Annotated in this window: 10 protein-coding genes; 2 read left to right on the forward strand and 8 right to left on the reverse strand. The window is 71.6% G+C overall.

All coding sequences use genetic code 11. From position 1 onward, the window contains the following. Positions 1 to 112: 112 nt before the first annotated feature. Positions 113 to 5,656, forward strand: coding sequence for a hypothetical protein (locus Q0R13_RS08555; protein WP_293902416.1), 5,544 nt, complete (start codon positions 113 to 115; stop codon positions 5,654 to 5,656). Next, positions 5,656 to 8,976 (forward strand): hypothetical protein, encoded by a 3,321-nt coding sequence (locus Q0R13_RS08560; RefSeq protein ID WP_293902419.1) that lies wholly within the window; start codon positions 5,656 to 5,658, stop codon positions 8,974 to 8,976. Before Q0R13_RS08555 ends, Q0R13_RS08560 begins: the two co-directional genes overlap by 1 nt. Before the next feature lie 12 nt (positions 8,977 to 8,988). Here Q0R13_RS08560 and Q0R13_RS08565 read toward each other — a convergent pair whose 3' ends face one another. From Q0R13_RS08565 to Q0R13_RS08595, 8 genes are all read right to left on the reverse strand, one after another. After that, positions 8,989 to 9,678 (reverse strand): response regulator, encoded by a 690-nt coding sequence (locus Q0R13_RS08565; RefSeq protein ID WP_293902422.1) that lies wholly within the window; start codon positions 9,676 to 9,678, stop codon positions 8,989 to 8,991. Beyond that, the gene (locus Q0R13_RS08570) at positions 9,675 to 12,347 is read right to left on the reverse strand and encodes a sensor histidine kinase KdpD (RefSeq protein WP_293902425.1); all 2,673 of its coding nucleotides are present in this window, start codon (positions 12,345 to 12,347) and stop codon (positions 9,675 to 9,677) included. Before Q0R13_RS08570 ends, Q0R13_RS08565 begins: the two co-directional genes overlap by 4 nt. Then, a complete protein-coding gene (gene kdpC, locus Q0R13_RS08575) occupies positions 12,344 to 12,934 on the reverse strand; it encodes a potassium-transporting ATPase subunit KdpC (protein WP_293902428.1) in 591 nt (196 codons plus the stop codon). The genes Q0R13_RS08570 and kdpC overlap by 4 nt, the downstream gene beginning before the upstream one ends. Positions 12,935 to 12,944: 10 nt before the next feature. Further along, complete coding sequence (gene kdpB / locus Q0R13_RS08580; RefSeq protein ID WP_293902431.1) at positions 12,945 to 15,014, reverse strand: potassium-transporting ATPase subunit KdpB; 2,070 nt, start codon at positions 15,012 to 15,014, stop codon at positions 12,945 to 12,947. A 19-nt stretch (positions 15,015 to 15,033) separates the two neighbouring features. Further along, complete coding sequence (gene kdpA, locus Q0R13_RS08585; RefSeq protein ID WP_293902434.1) at positions 15,034 to 16,743, reverse strand: potassium-transporting ATPase subunit KdpA; 1,710 nt, start codon at positions 16,741 to 16,743, stop codon at positions 15,034 to 15,036. Then, positions 16,743 to 16,829 carry a potassium-transporting ATPase subunit F gene (locus Q0R13_RS22620; RefSeq protein WP_366852640.1) on the reverse strand — a complete coding sequence of 29 codons (87 nt, stop codon included), beginning with the start codon at positions 16,827 to 16,829 and terminating at the stop codon, positions 16,743 to 16,745. Before Q0R13_RS22620 ends, kdpA begins: the two co-directional genes overlap by 1 nt. Before the next feature lie 226 nt (positions 16,830 to 17,055). Beyond that, a complete protein-coding gene (locus Q0R13_RS08590; protein WP_293902437.1) occupies positions 17,056 to 18,120 on the reverse strand; it encodes an alkene reductase in 1,065 nt (354 codons plus the stop codon). Between the two features lie 95 nt (positions 18,121 to 18,215). Next, complete coding sequence (locus Q0R13_RS08595; RefSeq protein ID WP_293902440.1) at positions 18,216 to 20,216, reverse strand: tetratricopeptide repeat-containing sulfotransferase family protein; 2,001 nt, start codon at positions 20,214 to 20,216, stop codon at positions 18,216 to 18,218. Positions 20,217 to 20,326: the final 110 nt, after the last annotated feature.

A 20,326-nucleotide genomic window follows, 5' to 3' on the forward strand; every position in this document is an offset into this window, starting at 1 on the left:
CAAGCTGGCGCGGGTCGAACACCGGTCGATTTTGCATTGCCGTCCCTGGACAGCCGTAGGATGGTGCCTCGCGCGTAGGTAGAGCCGGCGAGCGGACCCATCGGGGGCGAAGGTGCCTGACTCGGTCAAGGACGTACTCTCGGCCGCCGGCGTTCTGCAGCACGTCGTCCTGCCGCCCGAGATCGGCCTGATCCTGGCGGGCCTGGAGGTGGCGCCCGGAGCCGAGACGGTCGGCGACATCACCACCGGCCAGGTCAACCTCAAGACCGACCTGAGCAAGAGCCCGATCCCCGGCTTCGACTTCGCCCTGGCGCTGCCGCCGGTGGTGAAGCCCGCGCCCTTCAAGCTGAAGCTTTCCCCGACCGCGTTCCAGTTCTGGCTGCTGCTGGCCGACCAGGGACAGGCCACCTTCATCTTCAAGTTCGCCCGCGGCGTCCCGGGCCTGGCCCTGACCGGGGCCGCCCTGACGATCGCCGCGGACGGCAGCCAGTCACTGGACCCGCTGCCGGCCGGCGACCCGAATTCGGCCCCTCACCTGGTCAGCCGGGGCGGCGAGGTCGGGGACGCCCTGGGGCCGGCGCTGCTGATCTCCGGATCGGACGGCGCACCGGCCAACCTGCGGTTCACACCGGACACGGACTCAACCAGGGGTGTCGTCGCGTTGGGCCTGGAGCCGCGCACCGTGGTGTTCGGCGGCTCGAAGATCGGCTTCGACTGCCCGGCGGTGATCATCGACGACAGCGAGGACGACAAAGGCCCCGGTGACGGCGCGCCAGCCCTCGACCCGCCGCTGGCGACGATCGATGCGGACACCCCGGCCTGGCGCGGCCTGCTGGCGCGCGAGATCGACTTCTACCTGCCGGCTTCGGTTCCGCTGTTCGGCGGCCATCCCATCAAGGGCTATTTCGCGATCCCGTTCGGCCACGGCGGCGTGGAACTGGTCGTGCAGACCAAGGTCCCCGCGCGGCCGGCGGCCGGCGACGTGCCCGGCCGTCCAGGCTGGTCGATTCGCATCGAGTGCATCGACCCGACCGCCAGCGGCCTCTCGGGTCTGCTGCCGACCCTGATCTCCGCCAGCATGGAACTGCCGCTTGACGGCGCGGCGGACCACTTCGCGGGCGGCGGGGACCAGACGGTGACCTTCGCCGCCGGCAAGCCGGTGACCGTCACGGCCACCTTCGCCCGCGACCCGGTCAATGCGCCGGACAAGATCAAGCTGGCCATCGGGGTGGCGGCCCAGGGCCAGGAGGGCCTGGTCTCGGTCACCTCCAACGGGTTCGGCGGGGCCAAGATCTTCAATACCGCCGCCGCCCTGGCCACGGCCCTGATCGCCGACAAGGACATCGAGCGCAAGGCGAAGGTCGGCGACGGCACAGGGGTGGTGCTCTACGGCCTGCTGGCCGCGGGAACGGCGTTGTCGTCGCTGTTCACCGACGACAGCCACTTCGTGCTGCACGGCGCCGAGATCGAATCCAGCGGCCATGGCGCGCCGGTCGGCGGCCCGATCGTGCTGACGCTGGACTATTCGGTCGCCGTGCGGGTGACCGAGATCAGCGTCGGCATCCTGTCGGTCTCGATGAGCCCGGACCAGCCGATGCGCATCCGCGTGCGCAAGGCGCGCATGAGCCTGGACCCGGCCAAGAGCGGGCTCAGCATGGTCGGCCTGGATTTCGACCGCGCCGAGATGGAGATCGAGAACCCCGGCGCCTGGAACGTCGAGGGCCTCGAGTCGCTGTTCGACGTGCTGGGCAGCCGGTCGGGCCGCGGCTCCTCGTGGATCGAGGTCGACCTGCAGTTCAAGCTGAACCTGGGTCCGATCAAGGTCTCCGGCGCCACCATCCGGGCGACGCTGAACGACGACGGCTCGATCGCCGCCTCGATCCGCGGGCTGGAGGCCGGCCTGACCATACCGGGCGCCGTGGAAGGTTCCGGATCCCTACAGCTGATCGCCGGCGGGTTCGCCGCCAGCCTCAGCGCCAGCCTGCTGCCGCTGAACGTGTCGGCGGACGCCGGGGTGATCTATGCGCCGCCGAAGATCGTCCTGCGGCTCAGCGTCGACCTGCCCGCGCCGATCCCGCTGGCCAACACCGGGTTCGGCCTGATCGGGGTCGGCGGCCTGGTGGGGTTCTCGGCGATCCCCGACTATGGCCCGGCCGCCGATCCGGACCCGGTGCTGCGGCAGCTGAAGTGGACGCCCAACAACCCGGACAGCTTCGCCACCCAGCGCGGCGAGTCGACCTTTGGCCTGTTCGCGGCGGTGGGCACCCTGCCGGACCTCGGCTTCTCGTTCTCAGCCAAGGCCGGGATCCTGATCAGCGTGCCGGACATCGCGATCCGCGGCTCGCTCAACGGCAAGATCCTGCAACCGCCGGTCAAGATCAACGACCCCAGCTTCCCGCCCAGCCCCGGGATCAGCTTCCTGGGCTTCATCGGAGTAAGTTCCGAGGCGCTCGACTTCGGCGTGCTGGGCCTGGTCGACCTGAAGCCGCTGCTCGAGATCCGGGTGCCGATCGCCGGCCACTTCCCGTTCACGGGCGACACGTCCGACTGGTACGTCTACCTCGGCGCCGACGGCGCGCCGACCCAGGGCCGCAGCATCGGCCCGATCTCCTCGGTGGTGCTGCCCGGCATCCTGGATTCCGGCGCCGACGCCTATGTGATGCTGCGCGGCAAGGGCATCGACGGCTGGCCGGCCGGCCGGTCGCTGCCGGGCGGTCCGCTCAATATCTCCGACGGCTTCGTCCTGGCGTTCGGGTTCGGCATCCAGGAGGTGTTCGGCGTCAAGCCGATCGTCTGGGCCGAGCTCTACGCCAGCCTCGACCTGTTGATCGGCGCCAAGCCGCCGACCCTGGCGGGCTTCGGCCGGGCCGGCGGCAGCCTGAACCTGGGGCCCTTCTCGCTGGGGGTCGAGGCGCAGGTGATCTTCATGGTCCGCGAGGACCAGCAGTTCTTCTGGGCCGAGGTGACGGGCCGGATCGAGCTGTTCTTCTTCGACATCGAAGGCACGGTGACCATCTCGTTCGGCGACAAGCCCGAACTCACCCTACCGCCGCCGGATCGGCACCCTCTGGACCAGTTCGACCCGGCCGGCAACCGCGCCGGGTCGCTGGGCGTGGTGACCGACGACAGCTACCGCACGGTCTCGGCGCTGGTCGAGGACCCGGCGCTGATCAAGGACGAGATGCAGGTCTGGCCCGACGCCATGATCTCGCTGCCGTTCGCCATCGTGCCCGCCATCAACACCGCCACGGCGGCGACCCAGTTCCCGGCGGTGGCCGGACCGGGCGCCCTGCCCGCGCCGCTCAAGCTGGGCAGCGAGATGCTGCACTACAACTGGCGGCTGGACGCGCTGGCGCTGGTCGACGTCACCGACGAGGCCGATCCGTTCGGCGGGGCCGGGGTCAAGCCCACCGGCCAGCTGGCCTCGCGCTGGCAGGCGCCGCGCAGCGGCGGCGGGCCGACCGACCTCAGCGAGCTGCTGCTGTTCTCGACCAGCCCCGACCTGTGGATCAACCGCCTGGCCGACGCCGGCGCCGGCATGGCCAGCAAGCCCCTGGAGCAGGCCGCGAACCTCTGCCAACTGACGGCCAACGGCACTCGCGGCTGGGCGATCGGCTATTTCGCCGGCGAGGACCGGCCGGGCTACCGGCTGCCGCCGGACCCGGTCAGCGCCAACCCGCTGCAGAGCCGCGTCGAGGCGCGGATGCATCATTTCGCGCTCAGCCTGCGCGGCCTGCCGTTCGGCCTGGACGGCGCCCGCACCCTGCCGGAGCCCTTCTCGCTGGAGCCGCCGCGGCTGGTGACGTGGCCGGCGCGGGCCGAGATCAAGCATGTGTTCGAAGGCCATGTGGTCGCGCCCAACCTGCATTGGCTGGACGGCCGAGCGTTCGGCGAGGTCCTGCAGGGCGGCTTCGCCTTCGCCGGCCAGGAAATCGTGCTCGACCTGACCGAGCCGATCCTGGGCGGCCAGCTGATCCTGGTGGCGGACCCCAAGCTGTTCGCCGACCCGAGCCAGCTGTTCGTCACCCCGACCTTCGCCCAGTTGCGGGTCATCGACGACACCGGGGTCCAGTGGGTCCATCCCGAGCAACTGGCCATCCCGACCGGCGAGACGGCCGGCCTATACCATGCGCCGCATGCCAATGCGGTCCGGTCGTTGCGAGTCCTGTACCCGCTCGGCGCCCCGCTGGGTGTCGTGGGCGTCGGCGGCATGACGCTCAGCGCCCGGGACGCGGCGGTCGCCGAGAACAAGGCCATCGCCGACGAGACCGTGCGCCAGATGCAGGCTGCGGCCGCGGGCCCGAAGACCACGCCTGGCCCCAACGTCCCCCACCAGCGAGCGATCCTCGATCCTGGCCGCCTCTACCGCCTCGACATCGACATGGTCTGGGCCGGCGAGATCTCCAAGCAGAACGAGTCCGGGCAGGTGGTCTCGGTGCAGAAGGTCGCCTATCGGGACGCCGGGACCGACGTCTACAATCCCAAGGGTGGGGCCGCGGCGACGACGACGCGGCGGCAGCTGTTCTTCCGGACCACGCCGAAACCGGTGGCGCGGGACACCAAGGCCTATGGCCACGCCCAGTTCAACCTGTGGCTCCGGCAGCAGCAGGACGTATTCCAGCCCGAGATGCTGCAGCGCTACCTGGCGGGCTACGACCCCGCCCAGAGCGAGATGTTCCGCTTCTGCGACGATCCGCTGCGCGCGCATTTCCTGCAGGATCACGTGCCCGCGCTCGCTAAGGCCTACGACTTCGACCTGCAGGTGGCGGTGCAGCGGGTGGACCGCGCCGGCCCGGCCTATGCCTCGCCGCTGTTGATGACCCCGGACTGGGGCTTCGCCACGGACCGCGAGTTCCTCGGCGCGACGGACAAGATCCGCTACGACAACGCCATCGCCTCGGTCTGCAAGACCCCCACCCCCGGCGCCACGGCGAGCGTCAACCCGCCCCTCGAGCCCGAGGCCTGGTACGACATCCACGTCCAGGCCAAGTCCCTCAAGCCCGCCTTTGCCGACGGCAAGCTGCCGGGCGTCACCTTCCACACCTCGCGCTGGCGCACGCCGGCCGACATGCTGGCGGGGCTGGGGTTCACCGTCGCGGGGCAAGCCGCACCCGCCGGCGTGGTCACCGGCGACTTGGCCATCGGCGCCCCGGCCGCCTTCGCGCCGGCCGTGATCGAAGGCGACGACCAGGCCTTCCAGAACGCGCTCCAGGCGCTCGGCATGGACGGCTGGCCGGTCGCCGAAGCGCCGCGCCTGAGCCGGCTCTGGATGCCGATGGATGGCGGGTGGCGGTTCGCCGGCGTGATCCTGGAATCGCCGGAGCCGATCCACCGCCCCGGCCGGTTCGACCTGGGCGGCCTGGCCTTGCAGATGGGCGCCGCCGCCGCGGCGATCCGCTTCGACATTCGCCGCCGCGACCGGGCCGGCGCGCGGCTGATCTACCTGACCGCCACACCGTTCCGGGTGGTCACCCGCGAGCGCTTCGTCTTCGGCCGGTTCCCCTTCCCGCGTGAGCCGGAGAATCCGTTCCCCCACTTCCGCAGCATCACGCCCACCCTGGTGCTGACGGGCGCCAGCAAGCTGCTCGGCGTCCACGCCGACGTTTCGGGCGCGCTGGTGATCCCGGCCGCGCCCGGCTTCTCGGAGGATCCGTGATGGCCACGCTGTTTGCGCCGCCCGAACTGTTCTCCGCCTTCTCCTGCGTCTCGGACGGCTCGGATCCGGACCTGGCGAAGGGGACCCATCTGCGGGTGTTCGCGGGCATGGGCGCGAGCTTCCCCTTGGCCCCGTTCGTGGTCTTCAAGATCGCGGCGCGCCAGGCGGAACCCCACGCGCTGCACGTCACCGACCGGGCCGGAAAGCCGGCCGGGGGCCTGTTCCTGTCGCAACTGGGGATCGCCGACGTCATCCCGATGCTGGGCGATACCTCGACCAGCCAGACCGTCCGCCTGGACCTGCGGCCCAGCGCCGACGGCGGCCTGAGCCGTGCGCAGCTGTTCGATCAGAGCGGCCGCCTGGTCGCCGAACGCGACAGCCCGCCGTTCCTGTTCTCGGCGCCGCGGTTGCACCGGCTGCGGCTCCGCGGCTCTGCCGCCTTCATCAACATCACCAGCAAGACCGTCGACGTCGCCGACATCGTCGAGTTCCCCGGCCTTCTCGCCCTTCATCGGCCCGGACGGCTGCTGGGCCTGCCGGTGCAAGGCCGCCATGCCTGGTATGTCGGGGTGCAGACCCGCCAGGATGGCCTCGACCGGGTCGCCGCCGGCGCCCCGCTGCGCCTCAACCCGATGGACCGGCCGGACGGGCCGCTCGACGCCGTCAGTCCCGAGGCGGAGGTCGCCCGGGTCCAGGCGTTGCTGCAGGCGGCGCCGTTCGACGGCGGGCTGGAAGGCCTGTTGTCGAAACTCATCGACGACGGGGCGACCCCTCCCTGGTTGCAGATCGAGAAACAGCGCATGCCCACCGGCGGTGCGCGCATCGACCAGCTGGCCGAAACACCGCGGCTGGCCGCCCTTCAGCTGGCCGCCATCGACCCCGGCATGTCGCGCTTCCTGGGCTTCGCCGACCACATCGACGACCTGCCCGACCTGCGCGGCGGCGGCGGCTGGGACGCGCTTGCAGTGGCGGGCCTGTTCGCCATCGACCCCACGCGCTTCGACCCGAACGGCTTGCTGGGACTGGAAGACCCCGACCCGAACGAAGGCGGCCTGTTCCAGGCCATCCTGCGCCAGCTTGCCGTCAAGGGCGGCGACGACGCCGTCCGGGAGCTGCGGGAACTGGTGGCGGTCACCCGCGCGCGCGGCCTGCTGCTGCGCGCGATGATCGCCGTGACGGCGCCGACCCCGCCCGCCCTGGCGCCCAGCCTGCCGGAGCCGTTGCTGACCGAGCACCGCTGGCAGACCGCGGTCGGCGACATGCCCAGTTCCCGCTACCGCGCCAGCTTCGCCTTCCATGACGCGCCGCTGGCCGGGATGGCCGCCATGGCCGCGCGTATCGACGACGAGATGGTCTCGCGCCACGCCTTTCTGCCGGTGGGCGACTTCCCGGTTCCCGAGCGGGCGACGCCGCGGATCTTCGGGCGCGAGCAGTCGGCCTTGGCGTCCAGCCGCAGGCTGAAGCGGCTGTCCGCCTCCGGGCACCGGGCCGGCCTGCTGGCCGACCAGGACCTGCCGGCCGAGGCCGGGCCGCTCGGCTACCGCTGGCGCGCGTCCGACCTGTTCGGCCGGTTCGGCGAGCCCGCCGAATCCGATATCGGGCCGCCGCCGCGCCCGCCGCCGCCGCCGCCCGTGCTGCGCTTCCACATCGAGCGGGCGGCGGTCGATCCGGCCTCGCCGGACCCGCTGTCGCCGGGTGCGCTCCGGCTGACCTTCGCCGTGCCGCAACCGCTGCCCGCCGACCGCTTCAACCCTGGCGATCGTGACCGGCTGGCGTCGGCGATGATCGTGCCGGCGATCGGCGATCTCGCCGCCGGGTCCATGCCCGTGGCCCAGGCGACGATCGGCCTGGACGGCGAAAGCCAGGACGTCGACCTCACGGTGGTGGGCTTCACCACCGTCGACATGCCGCTGCCCGCCCTGGCCCCGCAGGAGACCCGCACCCTGACGCTCAGCGTCACCTTCACCGACGCCGACGGCGTGGTGTCCGCCCCCGCGACCCGGCCGGTGAAGGTCACCGACATGCGGCCGCCGCGGGTGATCGAGACCGGCGTCGGCCTGTTCTGGACCACCGCGCCGGGCCCCTCGCCGGACGTCGAGTTGCGGCTGGCCTGGCCGGCGGCGGTCAATTCGCTGCACCGGGTGTATGTCACCGACCAGCAGGGGTTGGGCCTGACCGCCGCCGAGCTGGCCGAAGCCGTGCCCGGCGCGGCCCCATCGCGCGGACGGGTGGCGGAGATCGGCTGCAACAAGGTGCTGGGCGGCGCACCCGTCGATCGCGCCAATTTCCGCCTGCTGACCACCAAGCCCGTCCAGGCCGGCGCCGACGGCCGCGCGATCCTGCAGACCACGCTGCCGCGCAGCCTCCAGGTCGTGCAATTCCTGCGGGTCGTGCCGCTCAGCGCCGAGGGCGCGGAGGCGCCGTTCGACGGCTGCGGTGTCGTCCCGGTCGCGGTGCCGGACAGCCGCCGCCCGGCCCCGCCGCGACTGGAAGGCGGCGTCGATCCGGCGACCGGGATCGCCACCCTGAGCGTGGTCGCCGCCAGCTTCGACGGGATCGGCCTGCAGCGGGACGAGCCTGGGCTGTTCGCGGACCCGGTCGGCGACGCCCAGCCGCCGGAGTTCCGGCTTCGCCGCGCGGTCGGCGCCGTGGCCGACCCGATCTATGGCCGCCCCGTCGCCGCCGGCCTGCTGGACCGCGACGCCGCCGCGGCGCCCGACGTGCGCTTTACCGGCGCGGTCACCGACGACAACCTGGGCCGCGGCCTTGAGCCCTTCGTCCGCTACGTCTATTGGGCCGATGTGCGGCTGCCGCCGGAGCGGCGCCTCCCGGTAGGGGTCGTGCCGATCGATCCGCCCGGTGGCGTCACCGCCCTCGACCCCGGCAACGCCGCCAATCAGGCGCGACCGATGAGCCTCCCCTCGCCGCCACGGGTGCTGGTCCACGTCCCGGCCGACCCGCCCGCGGCGCTGGCCGAGGCCGCGATCACCGCGACCCGGGCCGCGCCCGACGGGGCCGGCGCGGTCGAGGTCAGCCTGGCGATCGCCGACCCCCCCATGGCCCACCCCAAGGCCATCGGTCCCTATCGCCTGGCCGTCTGGACCCAGTGGCCGGGCCAGTCGATCACCCCCATCGCCTTCGCCAACGGCGAGGACCTAGCCGGCGGCTGGCCCGACCTGTCGGACGGGTTCCTGTCGGTCACGGTCGCCGCGCCGGCCGCCCCAGGCAATGCGGCGGCCGATCCGATCACCTTGCGGTTCGCCGTCGTCGATCCGACAGGCCGGATGGGCGATATGACGCCGCCGATCTTGGTGGCGTAGAAGCCTGGGCGATCACCCCATCCAGCGGTAGCCCACGCCGGGCTCGGTCAGGATCAGCACAGGCGCCGAGGGGTCGGGCTCGATCTTCTGGCGCAGCTGTCCTACGAAGACACGAAGGTACTGCACGTCCTGTTCGTGCGCCGGGCCCCACACGGCGGTCAGCAGCTGGCGCTGGGTGACCACCTTGCCGCCGCCCTGGACCAGCTGGGCCAGCAGGTCGTATTCGCGCGGCGAGAGCCGGATCGCCTCGCCGGTCCGGGTCACCAGCCGCTTCACCAGGTCGATGGTCAGCTCGCCGACGGTGACCACCGGCTCGGCGCCCTGATCCTGCAGGCGGTGGCGCAGCGCCACCCGCAGCCGGGCCAGCAGCTCGCCCACCCCGAACGGCTTCTCCACATAGTCGTCGGCGCCCATGTCCAGGGCGTCGATCTTCTCGGTCTCCCGGTCGCGGGCGGAGAGGATGATGATCGGTCCGGCGTAGAAGGCCCGCGCCTTGGCCAGGGCGTCCTTGCCGTCCAGGTCCGGCAGGCCCAGGTCCAGCACGACGGCGTCCGGCGCCTTGCGCGCCAGCTCGCGGAGGCCTTCGGCGGCGGTGTCGGCGCGGATCGGCTCGTAGCCGGCGGCATCCAGCGCCGGGCTCAGGAACCGGTGGATCTGTGGCTCGTCGTCGATCACCAGGATGCGGGGCCGATAGGCGGTCAAAGCAGGCCTCCCGGCATCTGGCGTTCCTTGGGCAGGCTGATCAAGATGCGGGTGCCGCGGCCTTCGTGGATCGGGCTGGCCGCCGCGATGCGCCCGCCCATGGCCTCCACGAAGCCCTTGGAGATGGCGAGGCCCAGGCCGGCGCCCTTGCCCCGGTCGGTCGCCTCGTCCATCCGGCGGAAGCGCTCGAACACCCGCTCCAGCTCGGTCGTCGGGATGCCGCGGCCCTCGTCCTCGATGCTGATCACCACGTTGCCGCGATCCTCGTATGCGGCGACCTCTATCACGGTCCGGTCGGGGCTGTAGGCGATGGCGTTCTCCAGGATGTTGACCAGCGCCTGTTCCAGCAGCGAGGCATCCGCCATCACCATGGAAAGCTCCGATGGAAAGTCACGGTCGACGGTGCGGCCTTCCAGCCGGCGCTTCACCCGCTCGACGGCGGCGCCCAGCACGTCGCGGATGTCGATCCAGTCGCGCCGGGTGACCAGGGCGCCGCCCTCCAGCCGGGTCATGTCCAGGAGGTCGCCGACGTAGCGGTTCAAGCGCTCGGCCTCCTCGCGGATCGAGACCAGAAGATCCTGCGCGACCTTCGGGGTCAGCGACTTGCCGTAGTCGATCAGCGTGGTCGCCGCGCCCAGCACGGTGGAGAGCGGGGTGCGCAGGTCGTGGCTGACCGAGTTGAGCAGCGCCGAGCGCAGCCGGTCGGTGCGCCGCAGGGCCTCGGCGTCGGCCGCGCCGGCCGCGAACTCCGCCCGCTCCAGCGCCACGGCGCCCTGGTCGAGCAGGGCGGCCACGAAGCGCTCTCCCTCTTCCGTCGCCACGGCCGAGGGCTCGACGCCCACCACGCCGGCCCGGGTCTTGACCCCCTGCAGCGGGCGGAAGGTCCACGCGGCGTTGGGCAGGGTGCCGGTCCGCGCGCCTGAGGGCTCGCCCTTCTCCCAGGCCCAGCGGGCGGCGGCCATGTCGCCGGCCGAGAGGGTTTCCGCAACAGGCGAGGACGCGGCGATCTGGATGTCGTCGCCCACCGGGGTCAGCACCACGGCCTTGGCCCCGGTGGCGGCAGCAAGCTGTTCGGCCAGCACGGCGGCGGCGTCCTGCGCGACAGCGGCGGCCGAGAGCCGCCGCGTCGCCGCCAGGACCGCGGAGATCGCCGACGCCCGGCGCGAGACCGCCCGGGACTGGTCGCGGATCCGCCCGGTCAGCCAGCCGGTGGCCACCGCGACCGCGAAGAACACCGCGAACGTGAACACATCCGCCGGGTGGCCGATCACGAAGCTGAACCGCGGCTGCAGGAAAAAAAAGTTGTAGACCAGCGCCGCCGTGGCCGCGGCCAGCAGCGCCGGCCAGAGACCGAAGGCGAGGCCCGAAACCAGCACGCTCAGCAGGAAGACCATGGCCAGGTTGGCGCTCTCGACATGGCGGTCGACCAGCCAGGCCACCGCCCCCGCCAGGCCGACGATTGCGAGCGCGCCCGCGTGTCCCGCCCACGCCACCGGCCCCAGGGCGCGGCGGACCACCGGCGCCGCGCTCTCGGTTTCCGAGGACTCGGTGACGATGTGCAGGGCCGCGCCGGTCGTCCCTTCCAGCAGCGCGGTGATCAGGGTCCGCCGGAACGGTATCCGGCGCAGGCGGGTCTTGCCGATGACGATCTGGGTGAGGTTGTTGCGGCGCGCATAGTCCAGAACCGAGCCCACCAGGTCGTCGCCGGTCAGCACCACCGTCGCCCCACCCAGCTGCTCGGCGAGCTTCAGCGCCTCGCGCAGCTTCTGGGCGGCGGCCGTCGAGGCCGGGCGCGCGTTGGGCCGCTCGACGTGCGCCACCGTCCAGGGCGCGTCCATCATCATGTCGGACAGCCGCCGCCCGGCCCGCACCAGCGCCGGGGCCATGGCGTCGGGGCCGACCAGCACCAGGATCCGCTCCCCCGCCGCCCACGGCCCCTCGACGCCCGCCCGCTTCATGGCGCCCATCAGCTGGTCGTCCACGGTCTGGGCGGCGCGGCGCAGGGCCAGTTCGCGCAGCGCCGTCAGGTTCTCCACCTTGAAGAACCGGTCGGCGGCCAGCCGCGCGGTCTCGGCAAGGTAGACCTTGCCCTCGGCCATCCGCTCGCGGAGCTCGGCGGGGGTGATGTCCACCAGCTCGATCTCGTCGGCTTGCGAGAGCGCGCCGTCCGGCACCGTCTCGCGCTGACGCACGCCGGTGATCTTCCAGACCACGTCGACCAGGCTCTCAAGGTGCTGGACGTTCAGCGTGGTCCAGACGTCGATCCCGGCGGACAGGATCTCCTCGACATCCTGCCAGCGCTTCGGGTGGCGGGAGCTGGGCGCGTTGGAGTGGGCATATTCGTCAACCAGCAGCAGAGCCGGCCGACGCGCCAGGGCGCCGTCCAGGTCGAACTCCAGGAGGGTGCGGCCCTTGTAGTCGATGGGCGCGCGCGGCATGACCTCCAGGCCGCGCAGCAGGGACTGGGTCTCGCGCCGGCCGTGGGTCTCGACGACGCCGACCACGACGTCGCCGCCCTCGGCCTTGCGGCGTCGGGCGGCGCGCAGCATCTCATAAGTCTTGCCGACCCCCGGCGACATGCCCAGGAAGACCTTCAGCCGGCCCCGCCCCGGCCGGTGCGCCGCCAGCAGGGCGTCAGGATCCGGCCTGCGGGGGTCGTCGGGGATCATCGCGCCGCAGGTTGCCCCGGCCTGAACGCAGCGTCGAGCGCGAGGTTGGTCTCCAGCACATTGACGCTCGGCTGCCCCATGACGCCCAGCACGGGCGGCAGGGTCCGCTCGGCGATCAGTCGCTCGACCTGGGCCACCGCGACGCCCCGCGTCCGGGCGATGCGAGCGGCCTGCTGGCGCGCGTTCAGCGGCGAGATGTCGGGGTCCAGGCCCGAGCCGGAGGTGGTCACGGCGTCAGCGGCGATGCGCGTCGCGCCGCCCTGGCGGAGCTGGTCGGCGCTGGCCTTCACCCGCTTGGTCAGGTCCGGATTGAGCGGGCCGAGGTTGGAGCCCGACGAACCCGCTGCATCGTAGCCGTCGGAGCCGGCGGCCGAGGGGCGGGGGTGCAGGTATTCCGGCCGGCTGAAGTTCTGGGCGATCAGCCGCGAGCCGATCACCTGGCCGGCGGCGTTTCGCACCAGGCTGCCGCCGGCCTGGGCCGGGAAGGCCAGCTGGCCGATGCCGGTGACCAGCAGCGGATAGCCGATCCCCAGCAGGAGGGTGAAGAACAGGGTCGAGACGACCGCGGCGCGGACTTGGGCGAGCATTGTCATGTCCTCAGGCGAGACCGAGGGCCGAGACGGCCAGGTCGATGAGCTTGATACCGGCGAACGGGGCGACGAGGCCGCCCAGCCCGTAGATCAGCAGGTTGCGCTGGAGCAGGCGGCCCGCGCCGATGGCCCGGTACTTTACGCCGCGCAGGGCCAGCGGGATCAGGGCCACGATCACCAGGGCGTTGAAGATCACCGCCGACAGGATCGCGCTCTGCGGGCTGTGGAGCCCCATCACGTTGAGCGCCCCCAGGGCCGGCAGGGCGACCACGAACAGCGCCGGGATGATCGCGAAATACTTGGCCACGTCGTTGGCGATGGAGAAGGTAGTGAGCGCGCCGCGGGTGATCAGCAGCTGCTTCCCGGTCTCGACGATCTCGATGACCTTGGTGGGGTCGCTGTCGAGGTCGACCATGTTGCCGGCCTCGCGCGCGGCCTGGGATCCGGTCTGCATGGCCACGCCGACGTCGGCCTGCGCCAGGGCCGGCGCGTCGTTCGCGCCGTCGCCGCACATGGCCACCAGCCGGCCCTTGCCCTGTTCGGCCCGGATCAGCCGCAGCTTGTCCTCCGGCGTCGCCTCGGCGAGGAAATCGTCGACGCCCGCCTCCGAGGCGATGGCCGCCGCGGTGACCGGGTTGTCGCCGGTAATCATCACCGTACGCAGGCCCATGCGGCGCAGGTCGGCGAACCGCTCCTTCACGTTGGGCTTCACCACGTCCTTCAAGTGGATCACGCCCATCAGGACCCCGTTTTCAGAGACCGCCAGCGGCGTGCCGCCTGAGCGGGCGATGCGATCGACCGCGGCATTGAACTCCGCGGGCGCCTTCGAGCTGTCGAGGCCGGCGCCCTTGAGCACCGCGTCGACCGCGCCCTTGCGCCAGACGCTGCCCTCGGAATCGAGGCCGGACTGGCGGGTGGTGGCGCTGAAGGGAATCACCTTGGCGCCCTGCGGCGCCTCCAGCATGAAGCCCTGGTTGCGGGCCAGCTCGACGATGGAGCGGCCTTCCGGCGTCTCGTCGGCGAGCGAGGCGAGCAGGGTCGCGCGAAGCATGGCCTCCGCCCGCACGCCCGGCGCCGGGATCAGCTCCGTGGCCATCCGGTTGCCGAAGGTGATGGTGCCGGTCTTGTCCAGCAACAGGGTGTCCACGTCGCCCGCGGCCTCCACCGCCCGGCCGGAGGTCGCCAGGACGTTGACCTTCAGCAGCCGGTCCATGCCGGCGATGCCGACGGCCGACAGCAGGCCGCCGATGGTGGTGGGGATCAGGCAGATGAACAGCGCGCCCAGCACCACCGGGTCCAGCTTCACGCCGGAATAGGCGCCCAGGCCCAGCAGGGTGACGACGGCGATCAGGAAGATCAGCGTCAGGCCCGCCAGTAGCACCGCCAGGGCGATCTCGTTCGGGGTCTTGCGCCGGTCGGCGCCCTCGACCATGGCGATCATCCGGTCGAGGAAGGTGGAGCCCGCCTCAGAGGTGACCCGCACCTTGATCCAGTCGGAGACCACGGTGGTGCCGCCGGTCACGGCGCTGCGGTCGCCGCCGCTCTCGCGGATCACCGGGGCGCTTTCGCCGGTGACCGCGGCCTCGTTGACCGAGGCGACGCCCTCGATGATCTCGCCGTCGGCGGGGATCACGTCGCCGGCCTCGACCAGCACGATCTCGCCCACCCCCAGCTTGTGGGCCGGGGTCGGCACGATGACGCCGCGCTCCAGGTCGACGATCAGCTTGGCCTTGGTGGTCACCCGGGCGGCGCGCAGGCTGTCGGCCGCCGCCTTGCCGCGGCCCTCGGCGACGCTCTCCGCGAAGTTGGCGAACAGCACGGTCGCCCAGAGCCACAGGGCCAGTTGCAGGGCGAAGCCCCACTGGCCGGCCTGGTAGACGGCCAGAACGGTCGAGACGGTCGCCAGGATGGCGACGATCTCGGTGGCGAAGATCACCGGATTGCCGGTCAGCTTGCGCGGGTCCAGCTTCACGAAGGCGTCGCGGGCGGCGCGGGTCAGGATGGGGCCGGAAAAGCTGCCGACCAGGGCGGTGGCCGTACGGCGCGGCTCGCCCAGGGAGGTGGAAGTCGTGGTCATGTGATGTGTCCCAGGAGTGTCAGCGAGCCGCGAGCGTCTGGAGCACCTGGAAGTGCTCCACGATCGGGCCGAGCGCGAGGGCGGGGAAGAACTGCAGGCCGCCCATAACCAGGATCACCCCGATCAGCAGGCCGACGAAGAGGCCGCCGTCGGTCGGGAAGGTCCCGGCCGTGGCCCCCAGCTTTGGCTTGGCCGCCAGCGAGCCGGCGATCGCCAGTACCGGGATGACGTAGGCGAAGCGGCCCAGCAGCATCGCGATGCCCAGGGTGGTGTTCCACCACGGAGTGTTGGCGCTGAGCCCGGCGAAGGCCGAGCCATTGTTCCCGGTCGCCGAGGAATAGGCGTAGAGGATCTCCGACAGGCCGTGGGCGCCGGGGTTGGCCAGGCCCTTGAGCGCCGCCGGCAGCACCGCGGCGGCCGAGGTGAAGCCGAGGATCGCCAGCGGCAGGATCAGCACCGCCAGCATGGCGTACTTGATCTCGCGGGCCTCCACCTTCTTGCCGAGGTATTCCGGCGTCCGGCCGACCATCAGCCCGGCCACGAAGACCGCGATCAGGGCGATCACCACCATGCCGTAGAGGCCCGAACCCACCCCGCCGGGCAGGATCTCGCCCAGCTGGATCATGAACAGCGCCACGCCGCCGCCCAGCGGCATGAAGCTGTCATGCATGGCGTTGACGCCGCCGTCGGAGGCGCCGGTGGTGGCCGCCGTCCAGACGGCGGTCGAGGGCGCGCCGAAGCGGACCTCCTTGCCCTCCATGTTGACGCCGGTGTCGGCGTGGGCGGCGACCAGGGCCGGGGCGGCCTGGGTTTCCGCCGCATAGATCGCCGCCGACGCGCCGAACACGAACAGCGCCATGACCACGACCAGGGCGCGGGCCTCGCGGCGCGCCAGGACGATCCGTCCGAAGGCCACGACGCAGGCATAGCCCAGCACGTTCATCGATACGATCTCGATGAAATTGGTCCAGGCGTTGGGGTTCTCGAACGGGTGGGCGGAGTTGGCGTTGAAGATGCCGCCGCCATTGGTGCCGAACTGCTTGATCGCCTCCTGGCTGGCGGTGGGATAGAGCGCCAGCGTCTGGTGCGCACCCTCGACCGTGGTCGCCTTGACGTGGGCCAGCAGGCTCTGCGGCTCGCCCAGCGCCACATAGGCGATGGCGATGACCAGCGAGAACGGCAGCAGCACGTAGAGGCAGATCCGGGTCAGATCGACCCAGAAGTTGCCCAGGCCCTCGGCCCGGTTGGCCGCGAAGGCCCGCGCCATCACCGCGGCGATGGCGATCCCGGCGGCGGCCGACAGGAAGTTGTGCGAGGTCAGCCCGGCCATCTGCGAGAAGGTCGAGACCACCTGCTCGGGCACATAGGACTGCCAGTTGGTATTGGTGACGAAGCTGACCGCCGTGTTGAACGCCAGGTCCGGCGACAGGCCGGCGAAGCCCTGCGGGTTCAGCGGCAGCAGGTCCTGGAACCGCAGGATCAGGTAGAGGACGACGAAGCTGGCCGCCGAGAAGGCCAGGAAGCTGGCCGCATAGCCGGACCAGCCCTGGCTGCTGTCGGCCTTCACGCCGCAGCCCCCGTAGACCAGCCGCTCCACAGGCTTGAGCACCGGGTCGAGCCAGGTGCGCTGGCCCTGCCAGACGCGCGCCAGATATGCGCCCAGTGGCCAAGCCAGCCCCAGGGTGACGCCGATGGTGATGACGATTTCCGCCCAGCCGGCGCCGTTCATCAGAACCGCTCCGGCCGGATGAGGGCGACCAGCATGTAGCCGCCGATGACCAGCGCCCCGGCGCCCCAGATCAGGTCCGCCAGCATCAGAGGCGCCTCAGGGCGGCGGCGTAGAGGCCGAACAGGGCGAACGCCCCGACGCCCACAGCCAGGTAGATGAGATCGAGCATGCGATGTCTCCGATCCGTCCCGGCATTGAGCGGGGACCGAGCGGCGCTAGATCGCATTGATGGGCGTTAAGCTTCGAGACGGCCCTGGGGGCCGGCGCATAAGGACGGCATAAGGATCGCCGCCTGTCGCGGTCGGACATTCGTCAGGCGTCGACGGTCGCCAGCGCCGGATAGTCCACATAGCCCTCCGGGCCAGGCGCGTAGAAGGTCTCCAGGGTCCAGGGGTTCAGCGGTGCGCCGGCCTTGAAGCGCGCCGGCAGGTCCGGATTGGAGATGAACAGCTTGCCGAAGCCGGCGGCGTCCGCCTCTCCGGCCTCGATCAGCGCCTGGGCGCGCGCCAGGTCGAGGCCCTCGTTGGCGATATAGACCCCGCCGAACGCCGCCTTCAGCCTCGGGCCCAGCCGGTCGTCGGCCACATGTTCGCGGGCCATCAGGAAGGCGATCCTGCGCTCGCCCATGGCGCGGGCGACGTAGTCGAAGGTCGCCGCCAGGTCGGAATCGCCCATGTCGTGGGCGTCGCCGCGCGGGGCGATGTGCAGGCCGACCCGGTCGGCCCGGAACACCGAGATCGTCGCGTCCACCGCCTCCAGCATCAACCGCGCCCGGTTCTCGATCGATCCGCCATAGGCGTCGGTGCGCCGGTTGGAACCGTCCTGCAGGAACTGGTCGAGCAGATAGCCATTGGCGCCGTGCAACTCCACGCCGTCGAAGCCGGCGCGTTTGGCGTTCTCGGCGCCCTTGCGATAGGCCTCCACGACCCCGGCGATCTCGTCCAGCGTCAGCGCGCGGGGGACAGGATAGGGACGCTTGGGGCGCAGCAAGCTGACGTCGCCCTTGGCGGCGACGGCGCTGGGCGCCACCGGCGGCTGGCCGTCGAGCAGGCTGGGGTCGGAGATCCGGCCGACATGCCACAGCTGCAGGAAGATCAGGCCGCCGGCGTCGTGGACGGCCTGGGTGGTGAGCTTCCAGCCCTCGACCTGGGCGTCCGACCAGATCCCGGGGGTGTCGGCATAGCCGACGCCCAGCGGCGTCACCGAGGTGGCCTCGGCGATGATCAGGCCGGCCGAGGCGCGCTGGGCATAATACTGCGCCACCATCGGGCCGGGCGTGCGCTCCGCCCCCGACCGCGCGCGGGTCAGCGGCGCCATGACGATGCGGTTCCGAAGCGTCAGGTCGCCGACCTGGATCGGATCGAATATGGAAGGCATCGTCGGACTCCTCGATGTCGCAGACGCAGACGTAGGGTTTGCGGGCCGCATTGCACGTTCAGAATTCCTGCAAGCCCGGCCGGCAAATCTCCGGGTCAGGCGCGCCAGTCGGCCAGCGTGTCGCCAAGCGCCGCTTTCAGCGGGTCCAGCCAGGGCTCGAAGCGGCGCCACTGATCGACCCCCTCGCGGAAGATCGGCCGGCGGACCTGCTCGGAGCTCACGGTGCGCACCGCGCGATCGTTGCGGTGGAAGTCGAGGCACGCCGCCTCGAACGGCAGGCCGCAGTGGTCCAGCAGGCGGCGCACCTGGCCCTCGGTGTCGTCGATCAGGTCCTCGTAGATCAGCCGGCAGACGCGGCCCGGCAGCACGGCGTCCATGTGGCGCATCAGCGCCACATAGTCGGCGTAGTAGCGGCCCAGGTCGGTCAGGTCGTAGGAGAAGGCTTGGCCCTGGGCGAAGTGCTGCTTGAAGGCGGAGAAGCCGCAGCCCAGGGGATGGCGCCGCACATCGACGATCCTCGCGCCCGGCAGGATCAGGGCGATAAGTCCCAAGTGCTGGAAATTGTTCGGCATCTTGTCGACGAAGAAGGGCCGGCCCAGCTTTCGATGCACCCTCGTCCGCGCCAGGAAGGCCTCCCCCAGCGCCGCCAGTTCCGCCGGGTCCAGGTCCGCCACGCCCAGGGGGTAGCGCGCCTCGGGCGAGTCCAGCTCCCAGGCGATCAGGCCGATGTCCGGCAGCTCCATGGTGCCTTCCACGGCCGAGTGGCTGGCGAGGATCTGCTCCACCAGGGTCGACCCAGACCTGGGCAGGCCGATGACGAAGATCGGCGTGGCGGCCGACGATACCGCCCCCGACCCCGCCCGCGCGGCGAAGAACTCGGGCGTGAACAGCGCCTTGGATCGTCGCATCTGCGCGGTCGTCTCGTCGGCGTCATAGCCGCCCTGGGCCCGGCGGATGGCCGCCCCGGCGGCATAGTTACGGAACGCCTCTGCGTCTTCGCCGCTGTCTTCCAGCGCCTTGCCCAGCGCGTAGCTCAGGTGCAGCCGGTCGATCTCCGGCAATTCGGCCCGCGCCAGCTGGCCCTGCATCGCCGCCACCTCGGCCGGCTCGAAGGCGGCGACCTTCAGGTTGGCCAGGCTCCAGTAGGCGTCGCCCAGGTCGGGCGCGAGCGCGATGCAGCGCTTGTAGGCTGCCACCGACTCGTCGCGCCGACCGAGGGTGCGCAGGGCATGGCCATAGTTGAGCCAGATCTTCGGCTGGCGCGGAAAGTCCGCCAGCAGCGCCTCGTAAAGCCGCGTCTCCTCGGCTTCCTCCCCGACCAGACCGAGGCAGGCCGCCAGCAGGTTGCGGTAGACCGGATCGGCCGGGTCGGTGGCCAGCAATCGCTCCACCTGCGGGATCGCCTCGGCGGCCTTCTGCTGGCGGAACAGGGCCTCGGCGTAGGCGAAGCGGGCGCCGTCGAGCGCAGGGTCCAGCTCCAGGGCGTGGGCCAGCAGGATCTCGGCGTCGGAGTGGCGCCCCTGGGCGCCGAACAGCTTGGCCAGCATCTGCAGGGCCCCGGTGTCGTTCGGCCTGAGCGCGATATGGCCGCGCAGCAGGTGCTCGGCCTCCTCCGCCCGGCCGGCGAACACGGCCTCGGCCGCGGGACGCAGCGCCGGATCGCGCACCGCGGCGCGCGCGTGTTCGGCGAAGGCCCGCTCGGCGCCCGCCAGGTCGCCGGCCGCGAACAGTCGATCGCCCAGGGCGCGCCAGGCGTCCGGCAGTTCGCGGTTGAGCGTGACCGCCTGGCGCAGGGCGGCGACGGCCGCCGCCTCCTCGCCGCGGGCGCCCAGCACCAGGCCAAGCTCGTACTGGGTCAGCGCCGCGCGGGGATAGGCGAGGGCCAACGGCGCCAGCACGGCCTCGGCCCCTACGATATCGCCCGTGCGCCGGCGAGCCGATCCCAGGATCAGCAGGGCGCGGGGGTCGTTGGGGGCGAGCTTCAGGATCGCCTCGGCCTCCCGCCCGGCCCCCGCGGCGTCGGTCGGCAGCAAGGCCGACGCACGCTCGATGGCGGCGGCTAGAGAACCTGGCGGCGCCATGGCCGGCTGCGCCATTGCGAGCGCCCTCACGGTGGAAACTGGACCGTTGCTGTCGGGTGGCGGCGCCGGCGCGTCAACCGCCAAAGCGGGTCGGGGATCGCGCGGTGGGGGGGGGGGGGGGGGGG

Origin of the sequence: Phenylobacterium sp. (assembly GCF_025351295.1) — a bacterium.
Lineage (GTDB): Bacteria > Pseudomonadota > Alphaproteobacteria > Caulobacterales > Caulobacteraceae > Phenylobacterium.